Below are 19,254 nucleotides of genomic sequence, written 5' to 3' on the forward strand. Positions count from 1 at the left end.
GCATGAAAAAGCCCGCAGCGACGGCGGGCTTTTTCAGCAAGCAAGTAACCGGCCTCAGATAGGCCGACTGCCGTACTTGTTGTCCGGCTTCTTCGGTGGGTCTGCCACCACGTTGGCCTCGACTTCCTGCACTTTGCCGCCCTTGGCGAGGAATTCTTCCATCGCGCGGGCCAGCGCATCGCGCTCTTTGTTCTTGGCTTCAACGCTCGGCAACTCATCAACCGACACAGCAGCCTTGGCCTTGCCCTTGGCGGTCGGGGCCGGCGCGTCATCGCCGCCGTCGTCGTCAGCTACGTCTTCGGCAGCCGCCTCAAGACCTTCTTCGGTTTCGTCGTCACCTACTTCGAGGTCGTCGTTTTCCAGATCATCGTCGCTCATGTTCTACCTCATGACTTGCGAAAAGCAGATTAGTTATAGCCCAGCTTCACCATCTGTCGAAGGCTGCCGGAAAAAAATCAACGTCCACCGGATAACCAGTGGCTTATGCCCCGTCACCGTGCAAGGTGCCGAGGACGTTACGAGCACCGCCATGATCACGCTGCTCGCCCAGATAAACGCCTTGCCATGTGCCCATTGCCAAATGGCCGGCCGTGACCGGCAAACTCAGTTGGCGAGCCGAAAGGCTGCCCTTGAAATGACCCGGGGCTTGGCCCGCAGGGTAATCAGGGTCTGCCGATGTATACAGTTCTGCGCCCATCGGCGCGCATTCTAGCGCGCTCTGGGAAAAAACAAAGTGCCGAATACGCCTACATGCCTGTAAGACATTCGCACACTGAAAAGTACCGTGTGGATCCGATCACAAACTCGACACAAAAATTCTCACACGCTTTCACCACAGGCAAATACCAGACAAAAAAATGCCCGGCAAGCCGGGCATGTTTTTTTCATAGGTTCTTACAAGTTGTAGCCACGTTCGTTGTGTTCCGCCAGGTCCAGGCCAACGGCCTCTTCCTCTTCGGTCACACGCAGGCCGATGGTCAAGTCCAGCACCTTGAGAATCACAAAGGTCACGATACCGGTGTAGATCACGGTAAAGCCTACGCCCTTGGCCTGGATCCAGACCTGTGCGGCAATATCGGTCACCGTGCCGAAGCCACCCAGGATCGGCGCCGCGAATACACCGGTGAGGATCGCCCCGACAATCCCGCCAACACCGTGCACGCCGAAGGCATCCAGGGAGTCATCGTAGCCCAGCTTGCGCTTGAGGCTGGTGGCGCAGAAGAAGCAGATCACGCCAGACGCCAGGCCGATCACCAGGGCGCCCATTGGGCCCACGGTACCGGCGGCCGGAGTAACGGCCACCAGGCCGGCGACCACACCCGAGGCGATGCCCAGGGCGCTTGGTTTGCCGTGGGTAATCCACTCGGCGAACATCCAGCCCAGTGCCGCAGCCGCGGTAGCGATCTGGGTCACCAGCATCGCCATGCCCGCCGTGCCGTTGGCCGCAGCAGCAGAGCCGGCGTTGAAGCCGAACCAACCGATCCACAGCATCGCCGCGCCGATCAGGGTGTAGCCCAGGTTATGCGGGGCCATCGGCGTGGTCGGGTAGCCTTTACGCTTGCCGAGCACGATGCACGCCACCAGGCCAGCCACACCGGCGTTGATGTGCACCACGGTGCCACCAGCGAAGTCCAGCACGCCCCAGTCCCACATCAGGCCGCCGTTTCCGCTCCAGACCATGTGCGCGATCGGCGCATAGACCAGGGTGAACCAGATGGCCATGAACAGCAGCATGGCGGAAAACTTCATGCGTTCAGCGAACGCACCGACGATCAGCGCCGGGGTGATGATCGCGAAGGTCATCTGGAAGGTGATGAACACCGCTTCCGGGAACAGCGCCGCAGGCCCAGTGATGCTGGACGGTGTGACACCCGCCAGGAACGCCTTGCCCATGCCGCCGAAGAACGAGTTGAAGTTGACGACGCCCTGCTCCATGCCGGTGGTGTCGAACGCAATGCTGTAGCCGTAGACGACCCACAGAATGCTGATCAGACCGGTAATGGCGAAGCACTGCATCATCACAGAAAGAATGTTTTTGGAGCGGACCATGCCGCCGTAGAACAGCGCCAGGCCAGGGATGGTCATGAACAGCACCAGTGCGGTGGCTGTCAGCATCCAGGCAGTGTCGCCGGAATTGAGGACTGGAGCCGCCACTTCGTCTGCCGCCATGGCCAGGCTGGGCATTACGATGGACAACAGGGCTCCTAGCCCTGCGAATTTACGCAGAGTCATATTGTTTTCTCCTGGGGCGTTGGGGTTTGGCGGCTTAGATTGCGTCGGTATCGGTTTCGCCGGTACGGATGCGAATAGCCTGTTCCAGATTGACCACGAAGATCTTGCCGTCGCCGATCTTGCCGGTGTTGGCCGCCTTGGTTATCGCCTCGATAACCCGATCAAGATCGTTGTCGTCAATGGCGACATCAATCTTCACCTTCGGCAGGAAATCGACTACGTATTCCGCGCCGCGATACAGCTCGGTATGACCCTTCTGCCGACCGAAGCCTTTGACCTCAGTGACGGTAATGCCCTGCACGCCGATCTCGGACAGTGACTCGCGTACATCGTCCAACTTGAACGGCTTGATGATGGCAGTGACTAGCTTCATGAAAACTCTCTCCCGAATTGGTGGACTTGCCCCAGGAAAACAAACCCGTCTCAAGTCTAAGCGCAGTGCCTGGCTTTGTAACGCATCGTCGCCTCGGCAATTGCCTTGGCGACGCCAGCTAACCGTTGGTGACGAAACATGTACCCTGGTCCGTCAGCGCACTGCATTCGTCACAGCGACTGCATCAGTGCATGGGTCATGATCGTCTAAGCAGAAACCTTGCCAGCTCCGTAAAAATCACTGAAATCAATCCGTTGCCCGCTCACACCGAGCAGTGGGCCGGTGTAGCAGCCCACATACGCACAAAAACAGTGCATCCACATTCGGGCCAATGCGCGAAAAGCGTGCGCAGAGCACTGGGAAAAGACTATAGGCGCTGCGTGATACACTGCCGGCCAACTGTTTTCCGGAATGTTTCCCATGCTCGCGCCCAAAGACCTCCTCGACGCCCTGAGCGGCCACGCCTCTCGCCTGTTCAGCGGCGAGACCCCGCTGCCTCGCAATGAAATCGAAAGCCAGTTCAAGGCACTGCTGCAAAGCGGGTTCAGCAAACTGGACCTGGTCAGCCGGGAAGAATTCGACAGCCAGATGGTAGTCCTGGCCCGCACCCGAGCACGCCTGGAGAGCCTGGAGGCGAAGGTGGCAGAGTTGGAAGCGCGGTTGAATCCACCCCAGGAATAACCACCCTGCCCCCTGTAGGAGCCGGCTTGCCGGCGATGGCTGTCTACCTGACACACCAAGCCGGCTCCTGCAATTTCAACGCCCGGATACGTTCAGTAAAACCTGCGCAAGGCGCCTCCCCCTCTCTCGTCTACCCTTGAAAAACCGCAAAGCGGCCCTCCCTTCAAGGAACGAACATGTCCCTCGCCATCGTCCACAGCCGCGCCCAGATCGGCGTCGAAGCCCCCGCCGTCACTGTCGAAGTGCATATGGCCAATGGCTTGCCGTCCCTGACCCTGGTGGGCTTGCCGGAGACAGCGGTCAAGGAAAGCAAAGACCGCGTGCGCAGCGCCATTCTCAACAGTGCGCTGCAATACCCCGCGCGCCGGATCACCCTTAACCTGGCGCCCGCCGACCTGCCCAAGGACGGCGGGCGTTTTGATCTGGCGATTGCCCTGGGGATTCTCGCGGCCAGCGTGCAGGTGCCGACACAGGCGTTGGATGGCGTGGAGTGCCTCGGCGAACTGGCCCTGTCTGGCGAAGTGCGCGCCGTCAAAGGTGTGTTGCCAGCCGCGTTGGCCGCACGCAAGGCCGGGCGCAGCGTGATCGTGCCCAGGGCCAATGCCGAGGAGGCGTGCCTGGCCGGCGGGTTGAAGGTGATTGCGGTGGATCATCTGCTGCAAGTGGTGGCGCACCTGAATGGGCTGGTGCCGATCGAGCCTTCCACGTCCGACGGATTGCTGTACCTGAACAAACCTTACCCGGACCTGAGCGAGGTGCAGGGCCAACTGGCCGCCAAGCGCGCACTGCTGATTGCGGCAGCGGGTGCCCACAACTTGCTGTTCAGCGGGCCACCCGGCACCGGCAAGACTTTGCTTGCCAGCCGCCTGCCCGGCCTGCTACCGCCCTTGAGCGAACAGGAGGCGCTGGAAGTGGCGGCGATCCAATCAGTGGTCAGCCTGGCGCCGTTGAGCCACTGGCCTCATCGGCCCTTTCGCCAGCCGCACCATTCCGCGTCCGGGCCGGCGCTGGTGGGCGGCGGCTCGAAACCGCAGCCTGGGGAAATCACCCTGGCCCATCACGGGGTGTTGTTTCTCGATGAACTGCCGGAATTTGATCGCAAGGTGCTGGAGGTGCTGCGCGAACCGCTGGAATCGGGACATATCGTGATTTCCCGGGCACGCGACCGCGTCAGCTTCCCGGCACGCTTTCAACTGGTGGCGGCGATGAACCCCTGCCCTTGCGGTTACATGGGTGAGCCCAGTGGACGTTGCCGGTGTACGCCGGAGCAGATCCAGCGCTACCGCAACAAACTCTCCGGGCCGTTGCTGGACCGGATTGATTTGCACCTGACCGTGGCACGTGAAACCACCGTGCTGAACCCCTCCCAAAAGGTCGGTGATGACACGGCGAAGGCATCCGCCCAAGTGGCCGAGGCCCGGGAGCGCCAGCAAGGGCGCCAGGGTTGCGCGAATGCCTTCCTCGACCTGGCGGGATTACGCGAGCACTGCGCACTGGTAAACGCCGATGAAAGCTGGCTGGAGAGCGCTTGCGAGCGGCTGACGTTATCGCTGCGCGCAGCCCACCGACTGCTCAAGGTCGCGCGTACCCTGGCAGACCTTGAGCAAGTGGAAGGCATCGCTCGCCATCACTTGGCGGAGGCATTGCAGTACCGGCCGGCATCAGTTGGCTAGCAGCGTTCAGGAAAAATCCAGCAGCAGCCTCGCCACTTCCAGCACCTCACCCAGTACCGCTTCTGACGACTCGGCGGAAGGCTTGAGCATCAGGTCATCGGCGTAGCCCATCGCCAGGGCGAAGAGCTGCCGTGCAGCGCGTTGGGGCGACTTGCAGCGAAAGACCCCGGCAGCGACACCCCGCTCGATCACCTCGGCAAGCATGCCTTGCCATTGGGCATTGATCACCAGGTAAGCCTGGGCCATTTGCGCGTCATGCATGGCCTCGTCCCAGGCGTCCAGCCAGAGCGCCCAGCCTGCATCGGCGGTGCTGGGCAGGCAGTCGCTCAAGAATCCTACGAGCGCCTCCAGTGGTGGCGCATCGGCCAAGGGCTCGCGCACTTCATCCAATTGCTCATTCGCAAAGCGCACAAAGGCTTCGCGGCGCAATTCATTCCAGTCGCTGAAGTAGTGATAGACATGGCTGCGCGACAGCCCGGCATGTTCGGCCAAGTCACGGGTGGATACATCGGCAAAGCCCTTGCTGCGAAACAGCTCCAAGGCAGCGGCGATGATCTGGTCTTTACGGTCGATACGCGACATGGGCAATTCCTTACGGGCGCCACCAGATAAGCGGCGCTTGCTTTTTGAGCGATCGCTCAAAGATACTTGAGCAGTCGCTCAATAGTAGCGCCTATTACTCCTTTGGTGCACCCATGCCATCCACAACGCCACACATCCTGATCGAAGAAAGCAAGAAACTCGGCCAGCAATCGGCCAGCCAAACCCTCAAGGCAATCGCCAAGGCTTATCCCGGCAAGCTGTTCTGCACGCTGTCGTTGGTTGCGCTGGAGAACGCGTTGCTGCTGGCCTATCCCCTGTTTGCCGGTTTCGCCGTGGACTCGATCCTGCGCGGCGATGCCGGCAGTGCGCTGTTCTATGCGGCCGTGGTGATGGCGTTCTGGGTGGTCGGCGCCGCACGCCGGGCGTTGGATACCCGCACCTTCACGCGGATCTACGCCGATCTTGCCGTACCTGTGATTCTCAATCAGCGTCTGCAGAACCACAGCACGTCCAAGGCAGCCGCACGGGTGGTGCTGGCGCGGGACTTTGTCGATTTTTTCGAAAAACATGTGCCGGTGATCGCAACGGCCTTGGTCTCCATCGTTGGCGCAGCTGCGATGCTGCTGGTGATTGAACCTTGGGTGGGCCTGGCCTGCTTTGCGGCATTGCTGCTTTGCATCATCCTGCTACCGCGATTTGCCCGCCGTAACGAGCAGTTGCACGAACGGTTGAATAACCGCCTGGAGAAAGAAATTGGCCTGGTGGAAAAGGTGGGCGCCCAGACGTTGCGACGCCATTACCAGTTGCTGTCACGCCTGCGTATCTGGCTGTCGGACCGCGAAGCCGCTGCCTACCTGTTTCTCGGCACGCTGGCAGCGCTACTGTTCATCGTAGCGATCAGCCAACTGGCCTTGTCGCCAGCGGTCAAGGCCGGTCATGTCTATGCGGTGATGACGTACCTGTGGACCTTCGTCAGCAGTCTCGACGAAGCACCAGGGATGGTCGACCAACTGGCGCGGCTCAAGGACATTGGCAAGCGCGTGGACCCAGGGCTCGGCGACCACTAAGCCTCAACGAAACCGATCCACCTCATGGCGCAGGCCGGCCGCCAAGGTCTCCAGTTCCTTGGCGGTAACTGCCAGGTTCGACACCACTTCCCGCTGCTCACTGTTGGCCAGGGCAATGCTCTGCAGGTTGCTGCTGAGCAAGGTCGCGGTGCTGCTTTGCTCCTGGGTCGCGGTGGTAATCGCGGCGAACTGCTGCCCCGCCGAACGGCTTTGTTCGTCGATGCGCGCCAGGGCCGAGGCCACGTCGGCGTTGCGCGACAGGCCTTCCTGCATCAGCACATTGCCCTGCTCCATGGTGCTGATGGCGTTGCCGGTTTCCTGCTGGATGCTCTGGATCATTCCGGAAATTTCATCGGTGGCCTGGCGGGTGCGTGAGGCCAGGTTGCGCACTTCATCGGCGACCACGGCAAACCCACGCCCCTGCTCCCCGGCCCGCGCCGCCTCGATGGCGGCGTTGAGCGCCAGCAGGTTGGTCTGATCGGCAATCGAGGTGATCACACCGACGATGCCGCCGATTTCATGGGAGCGTTGGCCCAGGGTATTGATCACCGTGGCCGTGCTGTTGAGTGCCGTGGCGATATGTTCCAGGGACGACGACGCCTCCTGCATCGAGTTGCGACCGATGCGGGTCTGCTGGGCATTTTCCTGGGCCAGGCGCTCGGTATTGCCCATGTTGTCGGCAATGTTCAACGAGGTGGCGCTGAACTCTTCCACTGCGCCGGCCATGCTGGTGATCTCGCCGGACTGCTGCTCCATGCCCTCATAGGCCCCGCCCGACAGGCCCGACAGCGCCTGGGCGCGGCTGTTGACCTCTTCGGCCGCCTCGCGGATGTGGGAGACCATGGTCGACAGGGCTTCACCCATCTGGTTGAAACTGCGCGCCAGTTGACCGATCTCGTCATGGCTGGACACATTCAGCCGCGCACTCAAATCACCGGCGCCCAGGGCTTCGGCCTGGCGCACCAGGTCACCCAGGGGCTGGAGTTTGCTGCGCAGCAGCCAGACCGCCGCGCCCACGGCCAACAGCATCGCCAGCACGCTGCCGATTACCAGGCGGATACCCACGGCCCAGGTCACCGCGCGGATCTCGGCCTTGGGCATGCTCGCCACCACCGACCACGGGCCGCCGTCAAACGGCACCGCAACGCTGTAGAAGTCCTCGCCCTGGTCACTCCAGAAACGCCCCTGGCCGGGCTTTTGCGCCAGCTCCAGGATCGGCGCAACCGCCTGCTCCGGGGCCTGCACACCAGCGGGCGGCACCAGCCAGTGCTTTTGCTCATCCAGCAGCGCCAGCGAGCCGGTCTGGCCAATGCGAAAACGCTTGAGGTTGGCGAACTGGGCGTTCTGCGCATCGGTGTAGTCAAAACCGATAAACAACACCGCAATCACCTGGCCGCTGGCATCGCGCACCGGGCTGTATTGGGTCATGTAGGAGCGCTCGAACAGCACCGCACGGCCAATGTAGCTCTGCCCGGCAAGCAGGCGCTGGTAGGCCGGGCCCTGGCGATCCAGCACGGTGCCGATGGCGCGGTTGCCGTCCTGTTTGGTCAGGGAGGTGCTGATGCGGATAAAGTCTTCGCCACTGCGCACGAACACCGTAGCCACGCCACCGGACATCTGCTTGAACTCATCAACCTCGTCGAAGTTGTTGTTCAACACCTGGTCGCCCAGGTACAGGCTCGGGGTCTGTACCCCGGCCACGTTCACTTTCTGCTCGGGATGCACGCGCAACCCGGCGGCAAAACGCTGCTCAAACAACCCGCTCAAACGCTCGGTGCTCTCGCGCAGGGTGCTGTGGAAGGTATTGAGTTGGTCGGCGAGCAAGCGCGCTTCGCTGGCCAGGTGTTCTTCGCGGGTTTGCAGGTTGGCCGAATCCAGGGAGCGCAGGGCAAATAGGGTGCTGGCGCTGATCACGACAGCCAATATGACCGCCAAGGCAATGCCCAGCTGCGAAGCGATGCGGGCGCGGGGTTGAGACATGACAGCTCCTGGCCGAGGCCCGGATCGTCCTGATCTCATAGCGCTAATCGGCGAATTTCTTGGATTGGGGGGCACGCTGAGCCGCAACTAATGGCGGCTCCGACACACCTACTTCGGCGGCCCGGATCAATACTTGAGCAAATTACAGGGGTATCACTCAAACGCATTGTTTGCGCGCGCTGCATCGATTCAGTCGAGCTGCTCCACTGGCGGCAGTGTCATGGCCCGGACCTCACTTTGCAGGAAGTCCGAGAGCCTGCGCAGGCGCTCGCCGCCGGGGCGGGTCTTGGGCCAGACCAGGTAGTAACTTTCGCCGCTGGCCACCGCAGTAGGCCAGGGCAGGCTCAAGCGCCCCTGCGCCACATCTTCGGCAACCATCAGCAAATCCCCCATGGACACGCCATAGCCCCGGGCGGCGGCAATCATGCCCAACTCCAGCGTATCGAACACCTGCCCGCCCTTGATGGCGACACGAGAGGCCAGGCCGGTGCGTTGCAACCAACGGCGCCAATCACGCCGGTCCGGCGTGGGGTGCAGCAGTTCAGCGCCGGCCAGGCGCTCCACATCCCAGGGGCCATCGCTGAGCAGGTTCGGCGCGCCCACCGGGATCAGCAGTTCGGGGAACAGGTAACTGGCCTCCCAATCTGTGGGAAAGTGCCCATCGCTCAGTAGGACCGCGCAGTCGAACGGCTCCTGGTTGAAATCCACCTCATCGATGCTCATCCACGCACTGGTCAACTGCACCTCGTTGCCCGGCTGCAAGTGCCGGAACCGACTCAGGCGTGCCAGCAACCAGCGCATGGTCAGGGTCGACGGGGCCTTCATGCGCAGGATGTCATCTTCGGCATTCAAGGTATGGCAGGCGCGCTCCAGGGCGGCGAAGCCCTCGCGCACGCCCGGCAGCAGCAAGCGCGCCGATTCGGTGAGCTGCAAGGTGCGCCCGCTGCGCTGGAACAGGCGACAGGCGAAATGCTCCTCCAGGGTGCGGATATGCCGGCTGACTGCACTTTGGGTGATGGACAGTTCTTCGGCGGCACGGGTGAAGGAGTTGTGCCGTGAGGCGGCTTCAAATGCACGCAAGGCATACAGCGGAGGAAGGCGACGAGACATGAGGAAAACTCCGACGGCACGATCCGCAAACCCTACCAGAATCATCCTGGCATGAGTTTTAATCATGCCAATGATCGCATTTATCCCTTTGTGCAAAGCGCTGAGAGCGCCGAGAATCAACCCTTCTACCCTTTGTGCAAATATTGAGCGTGATGATCATGCAGCATCCGGCGCGTACCGAACTCTGGGCCATTCTGCGGCTGTCAGGGCCGTTGATTGCCTCACAGCTGGCGCACATGCTGATGGTGCTGACCGACACCCTGATGATGGCCCGCCTGAGCCCCGAAGCCCTGGCCGGCGGTGGGCTCGGCGCGGCGAGCTATTCGTTTGTGTCGATCTTTTGCATCGGCGTGATAGCCGCCGTGGGCACCCTGGTCGCCATTCGCCAGGGCGCCGGTGATATCGAAGGCGCTACCCGCCTGACCCAGGCCGGCCTGTGGCTGGCCTGGCTGATGGCCTTGGTGGCGGGCCTGCTGCTGTGGAACCTCAAGCCGGTGCTGCTGATGTTCGGCCAGACCGAGACCAACGTGCAGTCGGCCGGCCAGTTCCTGATGATCCTGCCGTTTGCCCTGCCCGGCTACCTGACATTCATGGCCCTGCGCGGCTTCACCAGCGCCATCGGCAAAGCCACCCCGGTGATGGTGATCAGCCTGTGCGGCACGGTGATCAACTACCTGCTCAACCATGCATTGATCGAAGGCATGTTCGGCCTGCCCAAACTGGGCCTGATGGGCATCGGCCTGGTCACGGCGATTGTCGCCAACTGCATGGCCCTGGCGCTGTTGTGGTACATCAAATACAACCGCGCCTACGCCGCCTACCCATTGGGCAAGGGCCTGTTGCAGCCCAACCTGCATTACTTGCGCGAGCTGTGGCGCCTGGGCCTGCCGATTGGCGGCACCTATGCAGTGGAAGTCGGCTTGTTCGCCTTCGCGGCGCTGTGCATGGGCACCATGGGCAGTACGCAGTTGGCGGCCCACCAGATTGCCCTGCAAATCGTCTCGGTGGCGTTCATGGTCCCGGCGGGCATGTCCTATGCGGTCACCATGCGCATCGGCTTGCATTACGGCGGCGGACACCTGCTCGGCGCACGGCTCGCCGGGCGCGTGGGTATCGCCTTCGGCGCGACGGTGATGCTGGGGTTTGCCATGGTGTTCTGGCTGTTTTCAGACCCGCTGATCGGCCTGTTCCTCGACCATGACGACCCGGCCTTCGCCCAGGTGATCAGCCTGGCGGTGAGCCTGTTGGCCGTGGCGGCGTGGTTCGAGTTGTTCGACGGTGTGCAGACTATCGCCATGGGCTGCATCCGCGGGCTGAAGGATGCCAAGACGACCTTCCTCGTCGGCCTGGGCTGTTACTGGTTGATTGGCGCACCGGCGGCCTGGCTGATGGCGTTTACCCTGGGGTGGGGGCCGACCGGGGTGTGGTGGGGGTTGGCGCTGGGGCTGGCCTGCGCGGCGATTACCCTGACGTGGGCGTTTGAAAGAAAGATGAGGCGGATGATTGCCCAGACAAACTGAAGAAGGTACGCGTTCACTGTAGGAGCTGGCTTGCCAGCGATGGCGATGTATCAGTCACAGTATCGTTGACCGACAGACTGCTATCGCTGGCAAGCCAGCTCCTACAATGATTGGTTTGACCGCACCGGCCTAGATCACTTCACCCAACAACGCCTGCTGGCTGCTGCCAAACGTCAGGTATTCCACCAATTCCGCCAGCGGCAACGGCTTGCTGATCAGGTAACCCTGGGCCTGGTCGCACCCAAACAAGCGCAACAACGCCAGTTGCTCGGGGGTTTCCACGCCTTCGGCCACCACTTCCAGGTTGAGGTTGTGGGCCAGGTTGATCATGGCATGCACCAGCTTGCGGTTTTCCTCGCGTTCTTCCATGCCGCCGACAAAGCTCTTGTCGATCTTGAGCAAGGCAATCGGCAGGCTGTTGAGGTGTACGAAGGACGAGAAACCGGTACCAAAGTCATCCAGGGAGAAACGCACCCCCAGGCGGCCCAGGGCATCCATGGTCTGCTTGACCAGGTCGCTGCGGCGCATCACGGCGGTTTCGGTCAGCTCGAACTCCAGCCACTGCGCCTCCACCCCGCGCTCGGCAATCAAGCGGCTCAAGGTCGACAGCAACTGGCTGTCCTGGAACTGACGGAACGACAGGTTGACCGCCATGTGCAGCGGCGGCAGGCCGCGTTCGCGCAGGTCCTGCATATCGCGCAGGGCCCGGGAAATCACCCAGTAGCCCAACGGCACGATCAGGCCACTCTGCTCGGCCAGCGGCACGAACTCGCTAGGCGGCAACAACCCGCGCTCACCATGGCGCCAGCGCACCAGGGCTTCGAGGCCGACGATATGCCCATCGTCCAGGTCCAGACGCGGCTGGTAATGCAGTTCCAATTCGTCACGGCGCAGCGCCCGGCGCAGTTCGCTTTCCAGGTCCGCGAGGCTGCGGGCGTTGCGGTTGATGCGTTCATTGAAGATATGAAAGGTGCAGCCCTGGGTGCTCTTGGCCTGCTGCATGGCGATATGCGCGTGCCACATCAACGGGTCGGCGCCGGCCTTGGCGCGGGCATGGGCCACACCCAGGCTGCAACCGATCAGCAGGCTCTCGCCATCGACCCAATAAGGTTCCGCCATGGCCTCGGTAATGCGCTCGGCCATCCACTCGGCGCGCTGCGGCGCACGGCGGGTGTCGATCAGCAAGGCGAATTCGTCACTGCCCAGGCGTGCCAGTTGGTCGCCGACTTCCAGTTGGCTCTTGAGCCGCGAGACCACTTGCAGGATCAGCCGGTCGCCCGCCTGGTGGCCGAGGGCATCGTTGGCGTGGCGGAAGTTGTCCAGGTCCAGGTGGCCGAGGGCCAGGCCACGCCCGTCGTTTTCGGCAAGGCGCGCGGCCAGCAAGGTCTGGAAGCCCTGACGGTTGGCGATGCCGGTCAGCGGATCCTGTTCGGCCAGGCGTTGCAGGGTATTTTCCAGCACGCCGCGCTCGCGCACGTGGCGCAGGCAGCGGCGCAGCGTATCCACGTCAAACGCACCACGGATCAACCAGTCGCTGGCGCCCAATGGCGCAACCAGCGGTTCCTGCTCCAGCAGCAACACGGTGGGCAGGCTACAGCGGCCAGGGCCGGGTTGCAGGCTGGGGGTGGTCAGCAATACAGCCGTGCGGTCGTCGTCGAACAGGCTGCTCACCGACTCCCAGTTTGGCGCACTGATCAGCACAGCCCCATCGCCCATCGGCGTCAGGCACTCGCGCAACAACGCTGCCCACGCAGGCTCATCGGCCAGTAGCAGCAAACGCAAGGGTTCGACAGGCGTAGACAAGCTAGCTCCCTAGACTTTGCAAAATTTCGTTGGCGGCGGGCATTATGACGTGCAGCCTGATAATGACCAATGATATTGGTTATCAAATACGTGCTGTGCGGCTCTAGATCGAACAATAGACCCAAAAACCCCGCACATCCTGCGGCAAAGTAACAAAACCGGCAAATTTAGATCGAGTGGTACGTCACACTGTCGTTCAGAGGCGGCAGAATCTTGCCAGCCTGTTAAAATGCCCGCCCTTTTCGCTCAAAGACTCCCAAAACCCTGTATGTCCCGACTCAATCCCCGGCAGCAAGAAGCCGTGAACTACGTCGGCGGCCCTCTATTGGTGCTCGCCGGTGCTGGCTCCGGCAAGACCAGCGTGATCACCCGCAAGATCGCGCACTTGATCCAGAACTGTGGCATCCGTGCCCAGTACATCGTCGCCATGACCTTTACCAACAAGGCGGCGCGGGAAATGAAAGAGCGCGTCGGCACCCTGCTCAAGGGTGGCGAAGGCCGTGGCCTCACCGTGTGTACCTTCCACAACCTGGGGCTGAACATCATCCGCAAGGAGCATGTGCGGCTGGGCTACAAGCCGGGCTTCTCGATCTTCGACGAGACCGACGTCAAGTCCCTGATGACCGACATCATGCAGAAGGAATATGCCGGCGACGACGGCGTAGACGAGATCAAGAACATGATCGGCTCGTGGAAAAACGACCTGATCCTGCCCGCCGAAGCCCTGGAAAACGCGCGCAACCCCAAGGAACAGACCGCCGCCATTGTCTATACCCACTACCAGCGCACGCTCAAGGCGTTCAACGCGGTGGACTTCGACGACCTGATCCTGCTGCCGGTGAAACTGTTCCAGGAACACAAGGACATCCTGGAAAAGTGGCAGAACAAGGTGCGCTACCTGCTGGTGGACGAATACCAGGACACCAACGCCAGCCAATACCTGCTGGTGAAGCTGCTGATCGGCACGCGCAACCAGTTCACCGTGGTCGGCGACGATGACCAGTCGATCTACGCCTGGCGCGGAGCGCGCCCGGAAAACCTGATGCTGCTCAAGGACGACTACCCGTCCCTGAAAGTGGTGATGCTGGAGCAGAACTACCGCTCCACCAGTCGCATCCTGCGTTGCGCCAACGTGCTGATCTCCAACAACCCCCACGAGTTTGAAAAACAACTGTGGAGCGAGATGGGCCACGGCGACGAGATACGCGTGATCCGCTGCCGCAACGAAGACGCCGAAGCCGAGCGCGTGGCCGTCGAACTGCTGACCTTGCACCTGCGCACCGACCGCCCCTACAGCGACTTCGCCATCCTGTATCGCGGCAACTACCAGGCCAAGCTGATCGAGCTGAAGTTGCAGCACCACCAGATTCCGTATCGATTGTCAGGCGGCAACAGCTTTTTCGGACGCCAGGAAGTAAAGGATCTGATGGCCTACTTCCGGCTGATCGTGAACCCGGACGACGACAACGCCTTCCTGCGCGTGATCAACGTGCCACGCCGGGAAATCGGCTCCACCACCCTGGAAAAGCTCGGTAACTACGCCACCGAACGCAAGATCTCGATGTACGCCGCCACCGATGAAATCGGCCTGGGCGAGCACCTGGACACGCGCTTCACCGATCGCCTGTCGCGCTTCAAGCGCTTTATGGACAAGGTGCGCGAGCAATGCGCCGGCGAAGACCCGATCAGCGCCCTGCGCAGCATGGTCATGGATATCGACTATGAAAACTGGCTGCGCACCAACAGTTCCAGCGACAAGGCGGCGGACTACCGCATGGGCAACGTCTGGTTCCTGATCGAGGCGTTGAAGAACACCCTGGAAAAAGACGAAGACGGTGAAATGACCGTCGAGGACGCCATCGGCAAGCTGGTGCTGCGCGACATGCTCGAGCGCCAGCAGGAAGAAGAGGATGGCGCCGAAGGTGTGCAGATGATGACCTTGCATGCGTCCAAGGGCCTGGAATTCCCCTACGTGTTCATCATGGGCATGGAAGAGGAAATCCTCCCACACCGTTCCAGCATCGAAGCCGACACCATCGAAGAAGAACGGCGCCTGGCCTACGTGGGTATTACCCGCGCGCGTCAGACCCTGGCCTTCACCTTTGCGGCCAAGCGCAAGCAGTACGGCGAGATCATCGACTGCGCCCCGAGCCGGTTCCTCGATGAGCTGCCACCGGACGACCTGGCCTGGGAAGGCAACGACGACACCCCAACTGAAGTCAAGGCGGTACGCGGCAACACCGCCCTGGCGGATATACGCGCGATGCTAAAGCGCTAGAATCGACTACTTTTTAATCTACTTTCGGCGCCCCTTGCGCCACCAGAGGAAGCTTTTGTGGAAGCACTGCACAAGAAAATTCGCGAAGAAGGCATCGTGCTTTCCGACCAGGTACTCAAGGTCGACGCCTTTCTGAACCATCAGATCGACCCGGCGCTGATGAAGCTGATCGGCGACGAATTCGCCGCGCTGTTCAAGGATTCGGGGATCACCAAGATCGTCACCATCGAAGCCTCTGGCATCGCGCCGGCGATCATGACCGGCCTGAACCTGGGCGTGCCGGTGATCTTCGCCCGTAAGCAGCAGTCCCTGACCCTGACGGAAAACCTGCTGTCGGCGACGGTGTATTCCTTCACCAAGAAAGTCGAAAGCACTGTGGCGATTTCCCCGCGCCACCTGACCAGCAGCGACCGCGTGCTGGTGATCGATGACTTCCTGGCCAACGGCAAGGCGTCCCAGGCACTGATTTCGATCATCAAGCAGGCTGGCGCCACCGTGGCAGGCCTGGGGATCGTGATCGAGAAGTCGTTCCAGGGCGGGCGTGCCGAGCTGGATGCCCAGGGTTACCGGGTTGAGTCGCTGGCGCGGGTCAAGTCCCTGGCTGGCGGTGTCGTGACCTTCATCGACTGAAGGTGAGCGAGCACAGTTAAAAATGTGGGAGCTGGCTTGCCTGCGATAGCGCAGTGTCAGGCGACAGAGATGTCGACTGTCAGGCCCTCATCGCAGGCAAGCCAGCTCCCACATTTGCCTTGTGTTACCTGTCAGCGTGCGGTGGCCTGTAGGCCAGCAAGCAATAGACGCTGATACAAATCCTCTTTAAACCCCTCCGGCTTTTCCAGGCGCATGCGCACCAGATGCTCGGCAAACGCCTCAGGCTCCGGTGCATCCAGCGCCGCCTTGCCCAGTTCCAGAATCTCCGTCAGCTTGAATTTGCTCTTGAGCCAGTTCAACGCGCGCAACAAATCGCGCTCTTCATCGGTGAAGTCACTGCCCAGCGGGTACTCCGGGAACAGCCTTGGATGCCGCGTCTGCACGGCCTCCAAGCGCTCGGGCGTGTTGTCGGCAAAGCGCGGGTCGAGCTGGAAGTCCTTGGGCAACTTGCCGGCTTTTTGCGCCTGCTCGATCAGGTCGGCCTGGAACCGCGAGTCGGTGATATTGAGCAGCGCCTCGATCACCTTGGCGTCGGTCTGGCCGCGCAGGTCGGCGATGCCGTATTCGGTGATCACAATGTCGCGCAGGTGCCGGGGAATCGTGCAGTGGCCATACTCCCAGACAATATTGGAGCTGACATCGCCACCCGACTCGCGCCAGCTGCGCAGGATCAGGATCGAGCGCGCGCCCTCCAGCGCATGGCCCTGGGCGACAAAGTTGTATTGCCCGCCCACCCCGCTGAGCACGCGGCCGTCTTCCAGTTGGTCGGCAACACCGGCGCCCAGCAACGTGACCATGATCGCGCTGTTGATAAACCGCGCATCCAGGCGCTGCAAGCGCTTGAGCTCTTCCTGCCCGTACAGCTCGTTGATGTAGCTGATGCGGGTCATGTTGAATTCAAGGCGCTTGGCGTGAGTCATTTCCTGCAAGCGCTGGTAAAAACTGCGTGGCCCGAGGAAGAAACCACCGTGGATCGACACGCCATCCGGCTGCGCCGCATCGTCCAGCAGGCCAGCGTTAGCCTGCTGCTGCGTCGCCACATCCGGGTACACCCTGCGCCGCACAATCCCGGCGTCGGCCAGCACCAGCAAGCCGTTGACGAACATTTCGCTGCAGCCGTAAAGGCCCCGGGCAAACGGCTCGACCCCGCCCTCACGGCTGATCAGCGGTGCCCACTGGTACACATCAAGGTCTGTGAGCAACTGCCGGTAGCCTTCGTTATCGGCCTGGCGCGCCAGCAGCGCAGCGGTCAGGGCGTCGCCCATCGAACCGATGCCGATCTGCAACGTACCGCCGTCGCGCACCAGGGTGCTGGCGTGCAAACCGATGAAGTGGTCCTGCAAACCCACGGGCATGTTTGGCGTGGAGAACAGCGTGGTGCGGTCTTTTTCGTCGATCAGGAAGTCGAACTGATCCATGCCCAGCTCGGCATCACCGGGCATGTAGGGCAAATCTTCATGCACCTGGCCGACTACCAGGATGTTCTCCCCGACCGCACGGCGCTTGGCGATCATCGGCAACAGGTCGAGGGTGATATCGGGGTTGCAGCTCAGGCTCAGGCGATCCGGGTGTTCGCTGCTGCTGGCCACCAACTGCGCGACCAGGTTCAGGCCGGCGGCGTTGATATCGCGGGCGGCATGGCTGTAGTTGCTGCTGACGTAATCCTGCTGGGCCGAGGTGCTATGCAACAGACTGCCGGGCTGCATAAAGAACTGCTGCACGTGGATATTGGCCGGCAGGCTGTCCTTGCGCAGGGCGGCGAGGAAGTCCAGCTCGGGATAATCGCCAAACACCCGCTCGATAAACGGCTCCAGGAAACGCTTCTGCAAGCCATCGCCCAACGGTGGGCGGCCCAGGCTGAGGGCCGTGTAGATGGTCAGCGCCCGCTCGGGCAGCTTGGCAATGCGCCGGTACAAGGCGTTGGCAAACAGATTCGGCTTGCCCAGGCCCAGCGGCATACCCATGTGGATATGCGCAGGCAAGCGCTCCAGTACGTCATCGACTGCTTGTTCGATTGAACACAACTGCACCATCCGACCCTCCTGAACATTCCGTGATTAGGGGTTGGACCGAGCTTGCCGGGTCTTTGCTGCAATGAACAGCCTTGGCCGCCAAATTGCGCCCACAAAAAAGCCGCTGGTCAGCGGCTTTTTGGCGAAGATCGGTTTATTTCAAACCAGACATCTTCTCGATCGCAGCCTTGAGGTCGTCATCCGAGCAATCGGAGCAGGTGCCTTTAGGCGGCATGGCGTTAATGCCGGTGATGGCTTTGGCCAGGATGCCGTCGAGGCCGCCCTGGTGGTCGGCGCGTTCTTTCCAGGCTGCGGTGTCACCGATTTTCGGTGCACCCAACAGGCCCGTGCCGTGGCAAGCATTACAGTGTTTGGCAATGACTTCGTCCGGCGTTTTCGCACCGCCGCCGCCTGCTGTCACAGCGACTTCCATCCCCTTGCACTCTTGCCCCTGGACACACACCTGTCCGACAGGCGCCAGGCGCTTGGCAATATCATCATTGGTCGCAGCTTGAGCGCTGGCAGCCCAAAGGGCCAGTACGGTTGCTGGTACGGCCAGCATTTTCATAATTAGGTTCACGCGTTCACCCTCATGGTGGCTATTCACGCCTGCGGCCACGGTTTCGCAGGCGGCGAAAGTATAACGGTTAGGCCGCCTCACTGAAACAACCCTATTATCCAAGGGGAGATTCAGTAGGGCGAAATACAACGATGGGCACCTCTGCAAGGTAGGCAGGGCGCCTCTTCTGTTAAAAGTTCGCGGGCGTGGCTGCGCTGATTAGTCGCGCCGGCACATCGAACGGATTACGAAAACGGTGCGGCTTGGTGCTTTCAAAGTAGTAGCTATCGCCGGCTTCGAGCACAAAAGTTTCGACGCCCACGACCAACTCCAGACGACCTTCCAACAAGATCCCGGTTTCCTCACCATCATGGGTCAGCATTTCCTCGCCGGTATCGGCGCCTGGTGGGTAGATTTCGTTGAGAAACGCAATCGCCCGGCTGGGATGCGCCCGGCCCACCAGTTTCATAGTGACCGCGCCATCGGAGATGTCGATCAGCTCATTGGCTTTATAGACGATCTGCGTCGGTTTTTCCTGGAGGATCTCCTCGGAAAAGAACTCGACCATGGACATGGGAATGCCGCCCAGCACCTTGCGCAAGGAGCTGATGGAGGGGCTGACACTGTTTTTCTCGATCATCGAAATGGTGCTGTTGGTGACGCCCGCACGCTTGGCGAGTTCACGCTGGGAAAGACCTTTCAGTTTACGGATGGATTGCAGTCGTTCGCCGACGTCCAATGCAGGAGCCTCCTAGGATTCAGGCTTTGTTGT

At 61.4% G+C, this 19,254-nt stretch carries 16 protein-coding genes and 1 pseudogene; 6 read left to right on the forward strand and 11 right to left on the reverse strand.

Features of this window, described 5'->3' with window-relative positions; translation table 11 throughout:
• Positions 1 to 54: 54 nt before the first annotated feature.
• The 4 genes and pseudogenes from sutA to glnK all read right to left on the reverse strand — a co-directional run bounded on the left by sutA (position 55) and on the right by glnK (position 2,605).
• The gene (gene sutA, locus HBO05_RS19295) at positions 55 to 378 is read right to left on the reverse strand and encodes a transcriptional regulator SutA (RefSeq protein ID WP_169955390.1); all 324 of its coding nucleotides are present in this window, start codon (positions 376 to 378) and stop codon (positions 55 to 57) included.
• 103 nt (positions 379 to 481) lie between these two features.
• A pseudogene (locus HBO05_RS19300) lies at positions 482 to 643 on the reverse strand (YjbQ family protein); the annotation flags it as partial.
• A gap of 251 nt (positions 644 to 894) precedes the next feature.
• Positions 895 to 2,232, reverse strand: coding sequence for an ammonium transporter (locus HBO05_RS19305; protein ID WP_029289659.1), 1,338 nt, complete (start codon positions 2,230 to 2,232; stop codon positions 895 to 897).
• 34 nt (positions 2,233 to 2,266) lie between these two features.
• Positions 2,267 to 2,605, reverse strand: a complete 339-nt coding sequence (glnK, locus tag HBO05_RS19310) for a P-II family nitrogen regulator (RefSeq protein ID WP_172313737.1) — start codon at positions 2,603 to 2,605, stop codon at positions 2,267 to 2,269.
• A 420-nt stretch (positions 2,606 to 3,025) separates the two neighbouring features.
• Here glnK and HBO05_RS19315 point away from each other — a divergent pair, with 420 nt between their 5' ends.
• Positions 3,026 to 3,286, forward strand: coding sequence for an accessory factor UbiK family protein (locus HBO05_RS19315; RefSeq protein ID WP_057444205.1), 261 nt, complete (start codon positions 3,026 to 3,028; stop codon positions 3,284 to 3,286).
• A 176-nt stretch (positions 3,287 to 3,462) separates the two neighbouring features.
• Positions 3,463 to 4,959 carry a YifB family Mg chelatase-like AAA ATPase gene (locus tag HBO05_RS19320; RefSeq protein ID WP_172313739.1) on the forward strand — a complete coding sequence of 499 codons (1,497 nt, stop codon included), beginning with the start codon at positions 3,463 to 3,465 and terminating at the stop codon, positions 4,957 to 4,959.
• A gap of 6 nt (positions 4,960 to 4,965) precedes the next feature.
• On the opposite strand, the gene HBO05_RS19325 is transcribed toward HBO05_RS19320, so the two are convergent.
• Complete coding sequence (locus HBO05_RS19325; RefSeq protein WP_170057540.1) at positions 4,966 to 5,541, reverse strand: TetR family transcriptional regulator C-terminal domain-containing protein; 576 nt, start codon at positions 5,539 to 5,541, stop codon at positions 4,966 to 4,968.
• 113 nt (positions 5,542 to 5,654) lie between these two features.
• Between HBO05_RS19325 and HBO05_RS19330 the strand changes: the two genes are divergently transcribed.
• Positions 5,655 to 6,569, forward strand: a complete 915-nt coding sequence (locus HBO05_RS19330; RefSeq protein WP_172313741.1) for an ABC transporter six-transmembrane domain-containing protein — start codon at positions 5,655 to 5,657, stop codon at positions 6,567 to 6,569.
• 3 nt (positions 6,570 to 6,572) lie between these two features.
• Here the strand turns inward: HBO05_RS19330 and HBO05_RS19335 are convergent, their stop codons facing one another.
• Both HBO05_RS19335 and HBO05_RS19340 read right to left on the reverse strand, forming a co-directional pair.
• Complete coding sequence (locus HBO05_RS19335) at positions 6,573 to 8,549, reverse strand: methyl-accepting chemotaxis protein (protein WP_172313743.1); 1,977 nt, start codon at positions 8,547 to 8,549, stop codon at positions 6,573 to 6,575.
• A gap of 189 nt (positions 8,550 to 8,738) precedes the next feature.
• Positions 8,739 to 9,659 (reverse strand): LysR substrate-binding domain-containing protein, encoded by a 921-nt coding sequence (locus tag HBO05_RS19340; RefSeq protein WP_169955395.1) that lies wholly within the window; start codon positions 9,657 to 9,659, stop codon positions 8,739 to 8,741.
• Between the two features lie 152 nt (positions 9,660 to 9,811).
• Between HBO05_RS19340 and HBO05_RS19345 the strand changes: the two genes are divergently transcribed.
• Entirely contained in the window at positions 9,812 to 11,179 is a 1,368-nt protein-coding gene (locus HBO05_RS19345) for a NorM family multidrug efflux MATE transporter (protein WP_172313745.1), read from the forward strand.
• Positions 11,180 to 11,308: 129 nt separating this feature from the next.
• On the opposite strand, the gene HBO05_RS19350 is transcribed toward HBO05_RS19345, so the two are convergent.
• On the reverse strand, positions 11,309 to 12,982 hold the full coding sequence (locus HBO05_RS19350; protein WP_170042074.1) for a bifunctional diguanylate cyclase/phosphodiesterase: 1,674 nt from the start codon (positions 12,980 to 12,982) through the stop codon (positions 11,309 to 11,311).
• A 268-nt stretch (positions 12,983 to 13,250) separates the two neighbouring features.
• Here HBO05_RS19350 and rep point away from each other — a divergent pair, with 268 nt between their 5' ends.
• Both rep and HBO05_RS19360 read left to right on the forward strand, forming a co-directional pair.
• Complete coding sequence (rep, locus tag HBO05_RS19355; protein WP_169955398.1) at positions 13,251 to 15,260, forward strand: DNA helicase Rep; 2,010 nt, start codon at positions 13,251 to 13,253, stop codon at positions 15,258 to 15,260.
• 57 nt (positions 15,261 to 15,317) lie between these two features.
• Positions 15,318 to 15,890, forward strand: a complete 573-nt coding sequence (locus HBO05_RS19360) for a xanthine phosphoribosyltransferase (RefSeq protein WP_029289761.1) — start codon at positions 15,318 to 15,320, stop codon at positions 15,888 to 15,890.
• 131 nt (positions 15,891 to 16,021) lie between these two features.
• On the opposite strand, the gene HBO05_RS19365 is transcribed toward HBO05_RS19360, so the two are convergent.
• From HBO05_RS19365 to HBO05_RS19375, 3 genes are all read right to left on the reverse strand, one after another.
• Positions 16,022 to 17,944, reverse strand: coding sequence for an acetyl-CoA hydrolase/transferase family protein (locus tag HBO05_RS19365; protein WP_172313747.1), 1,923 nt, complete (start codon positions 17,942 to 17,944; stop codon positions 16,022 to 16,024).
• A gap of 133 nt (positions 17,945 to 18,077) precedes the next feature.
• Positions 18,078 to 18,491, reverse strand: coding sequence for a c-type cytochrome (locus tag HBO05_RS19370; protein ID WP_169955452.1), 414 nt, complete (start codon positions 18,489 to 18,491; stop codon positions 18,078 to 18,080).
• 181 nt (positions 18,492 to 18,672) lie between these two features.
• Positions 18,673 to 19,221: a cupin domain-containing protein gene (locus HBO05_RS19375; protein ID WP_029289768.1), complete on the reverse strand. Its 549-nt coding sequence runs from the start codon at positions 19,219 to 19,221 to the stop codon at positions 18,673 to 18,675.
• Positions 19,222 to 19,254 lie beyond the last annotated feature (33 nt).

It is taken from the genome of Pseudomonas sp. WS 5079, from assembly GCF_012985465.1.
GTDB lineage: Bacteria > Pseudomonadota > Gammaproteobacteria > Pseudomonadales > Pseudomonadaceae > Aquipseudomonas.

Coding starts and splice junctions, on each gene's coding strand:
- HBO05_RS19325 (WP_170057540.1), bottom strand. CDS start 5,541: ATGTCGCGTATCGACCGTAAAGACCAGATCATCGCCGCTGCCTTGGAG.
- HBO05_RS19315 (WP_057444205.1), top strand. CDS start 3,026: ATGCTCGCGCCCAAAGACCTCCTCGACGCCCTGAGCGGCCACGCCTCT.
- HBO05_RS19335 (WP_172313743.1), bottom strand. CDS start 8,549: ATGTCTCAACCCCGCGCCCGCATCGCTTCGCAGCTGGGCATTGCCTTG.
- sutA (WP_169955390.1), bottom strand. CDS start 378: ATGAGCGACGATGATCTGGAAAACGACGACCTCGAAGTAGGTGACGAC.
- HBO05_RS19365 (WP_172313747.1), bottom strand. CDS start 17,944: ATGGTGCAGTTGTGTTCAATCGAACAAGCAGTCGATGACGTACTGGAG.
- HBO05_RS19370 (WP_169955452.1), bottom strand. CDS start 18,491: ATGAAAATGCTGGCCGTACCAGCAACCGTACTGGCCCTTTGGGCTGCC.
- glnK (WP_172313737.1), bottom strand. CDS start 2,605: ATGAAGCTAGTCACTGCCATCATCAAGCCGTTCAAGTTGGACGATGTA.
- HBO05_RS19320 (WP_172313739.1), top strand. CDS start 3,463: ATGTCCCTCGCCATCGTCCACAGCCGCGCCCAGATCGGCGTCGAAGCC.
- rep (WP_169955398.1), top strand. CDS start 13,251: ATGTCCCGACTCAATCCCCGGCAGCAAGAAGCCGTGAACTACGTCGGC.
- HBO05_RS19305 (WP_029289659.1), bottom strand. CDS start 2,232: ATGACTCTGCGTAAATTCGCAGGGCTAGGAGCCCTGTTGTCCATCGTA.
- HBO05_RS19345 (WP_172313745.1), top strand. CDS start 9,812: ATGATCATGCAGCATCCGGCGCGTACCGAACTCTGGGCCATTCTGCGG.
- HBO05_RS19340 (WP_169955395.1), bottom strand. CDS start 9,659: ATGTCTCGTCGCCTTCCTCCGCTGTATGCCTTGCGTGCATTTGAAGCC.
- HBO05_RS19330 (WP_172313741.1), top strand. CDS start 5,655: ATGCCATCCACAACGCCACACATCCTGATCGAAGAAAGCAAGAAACTC.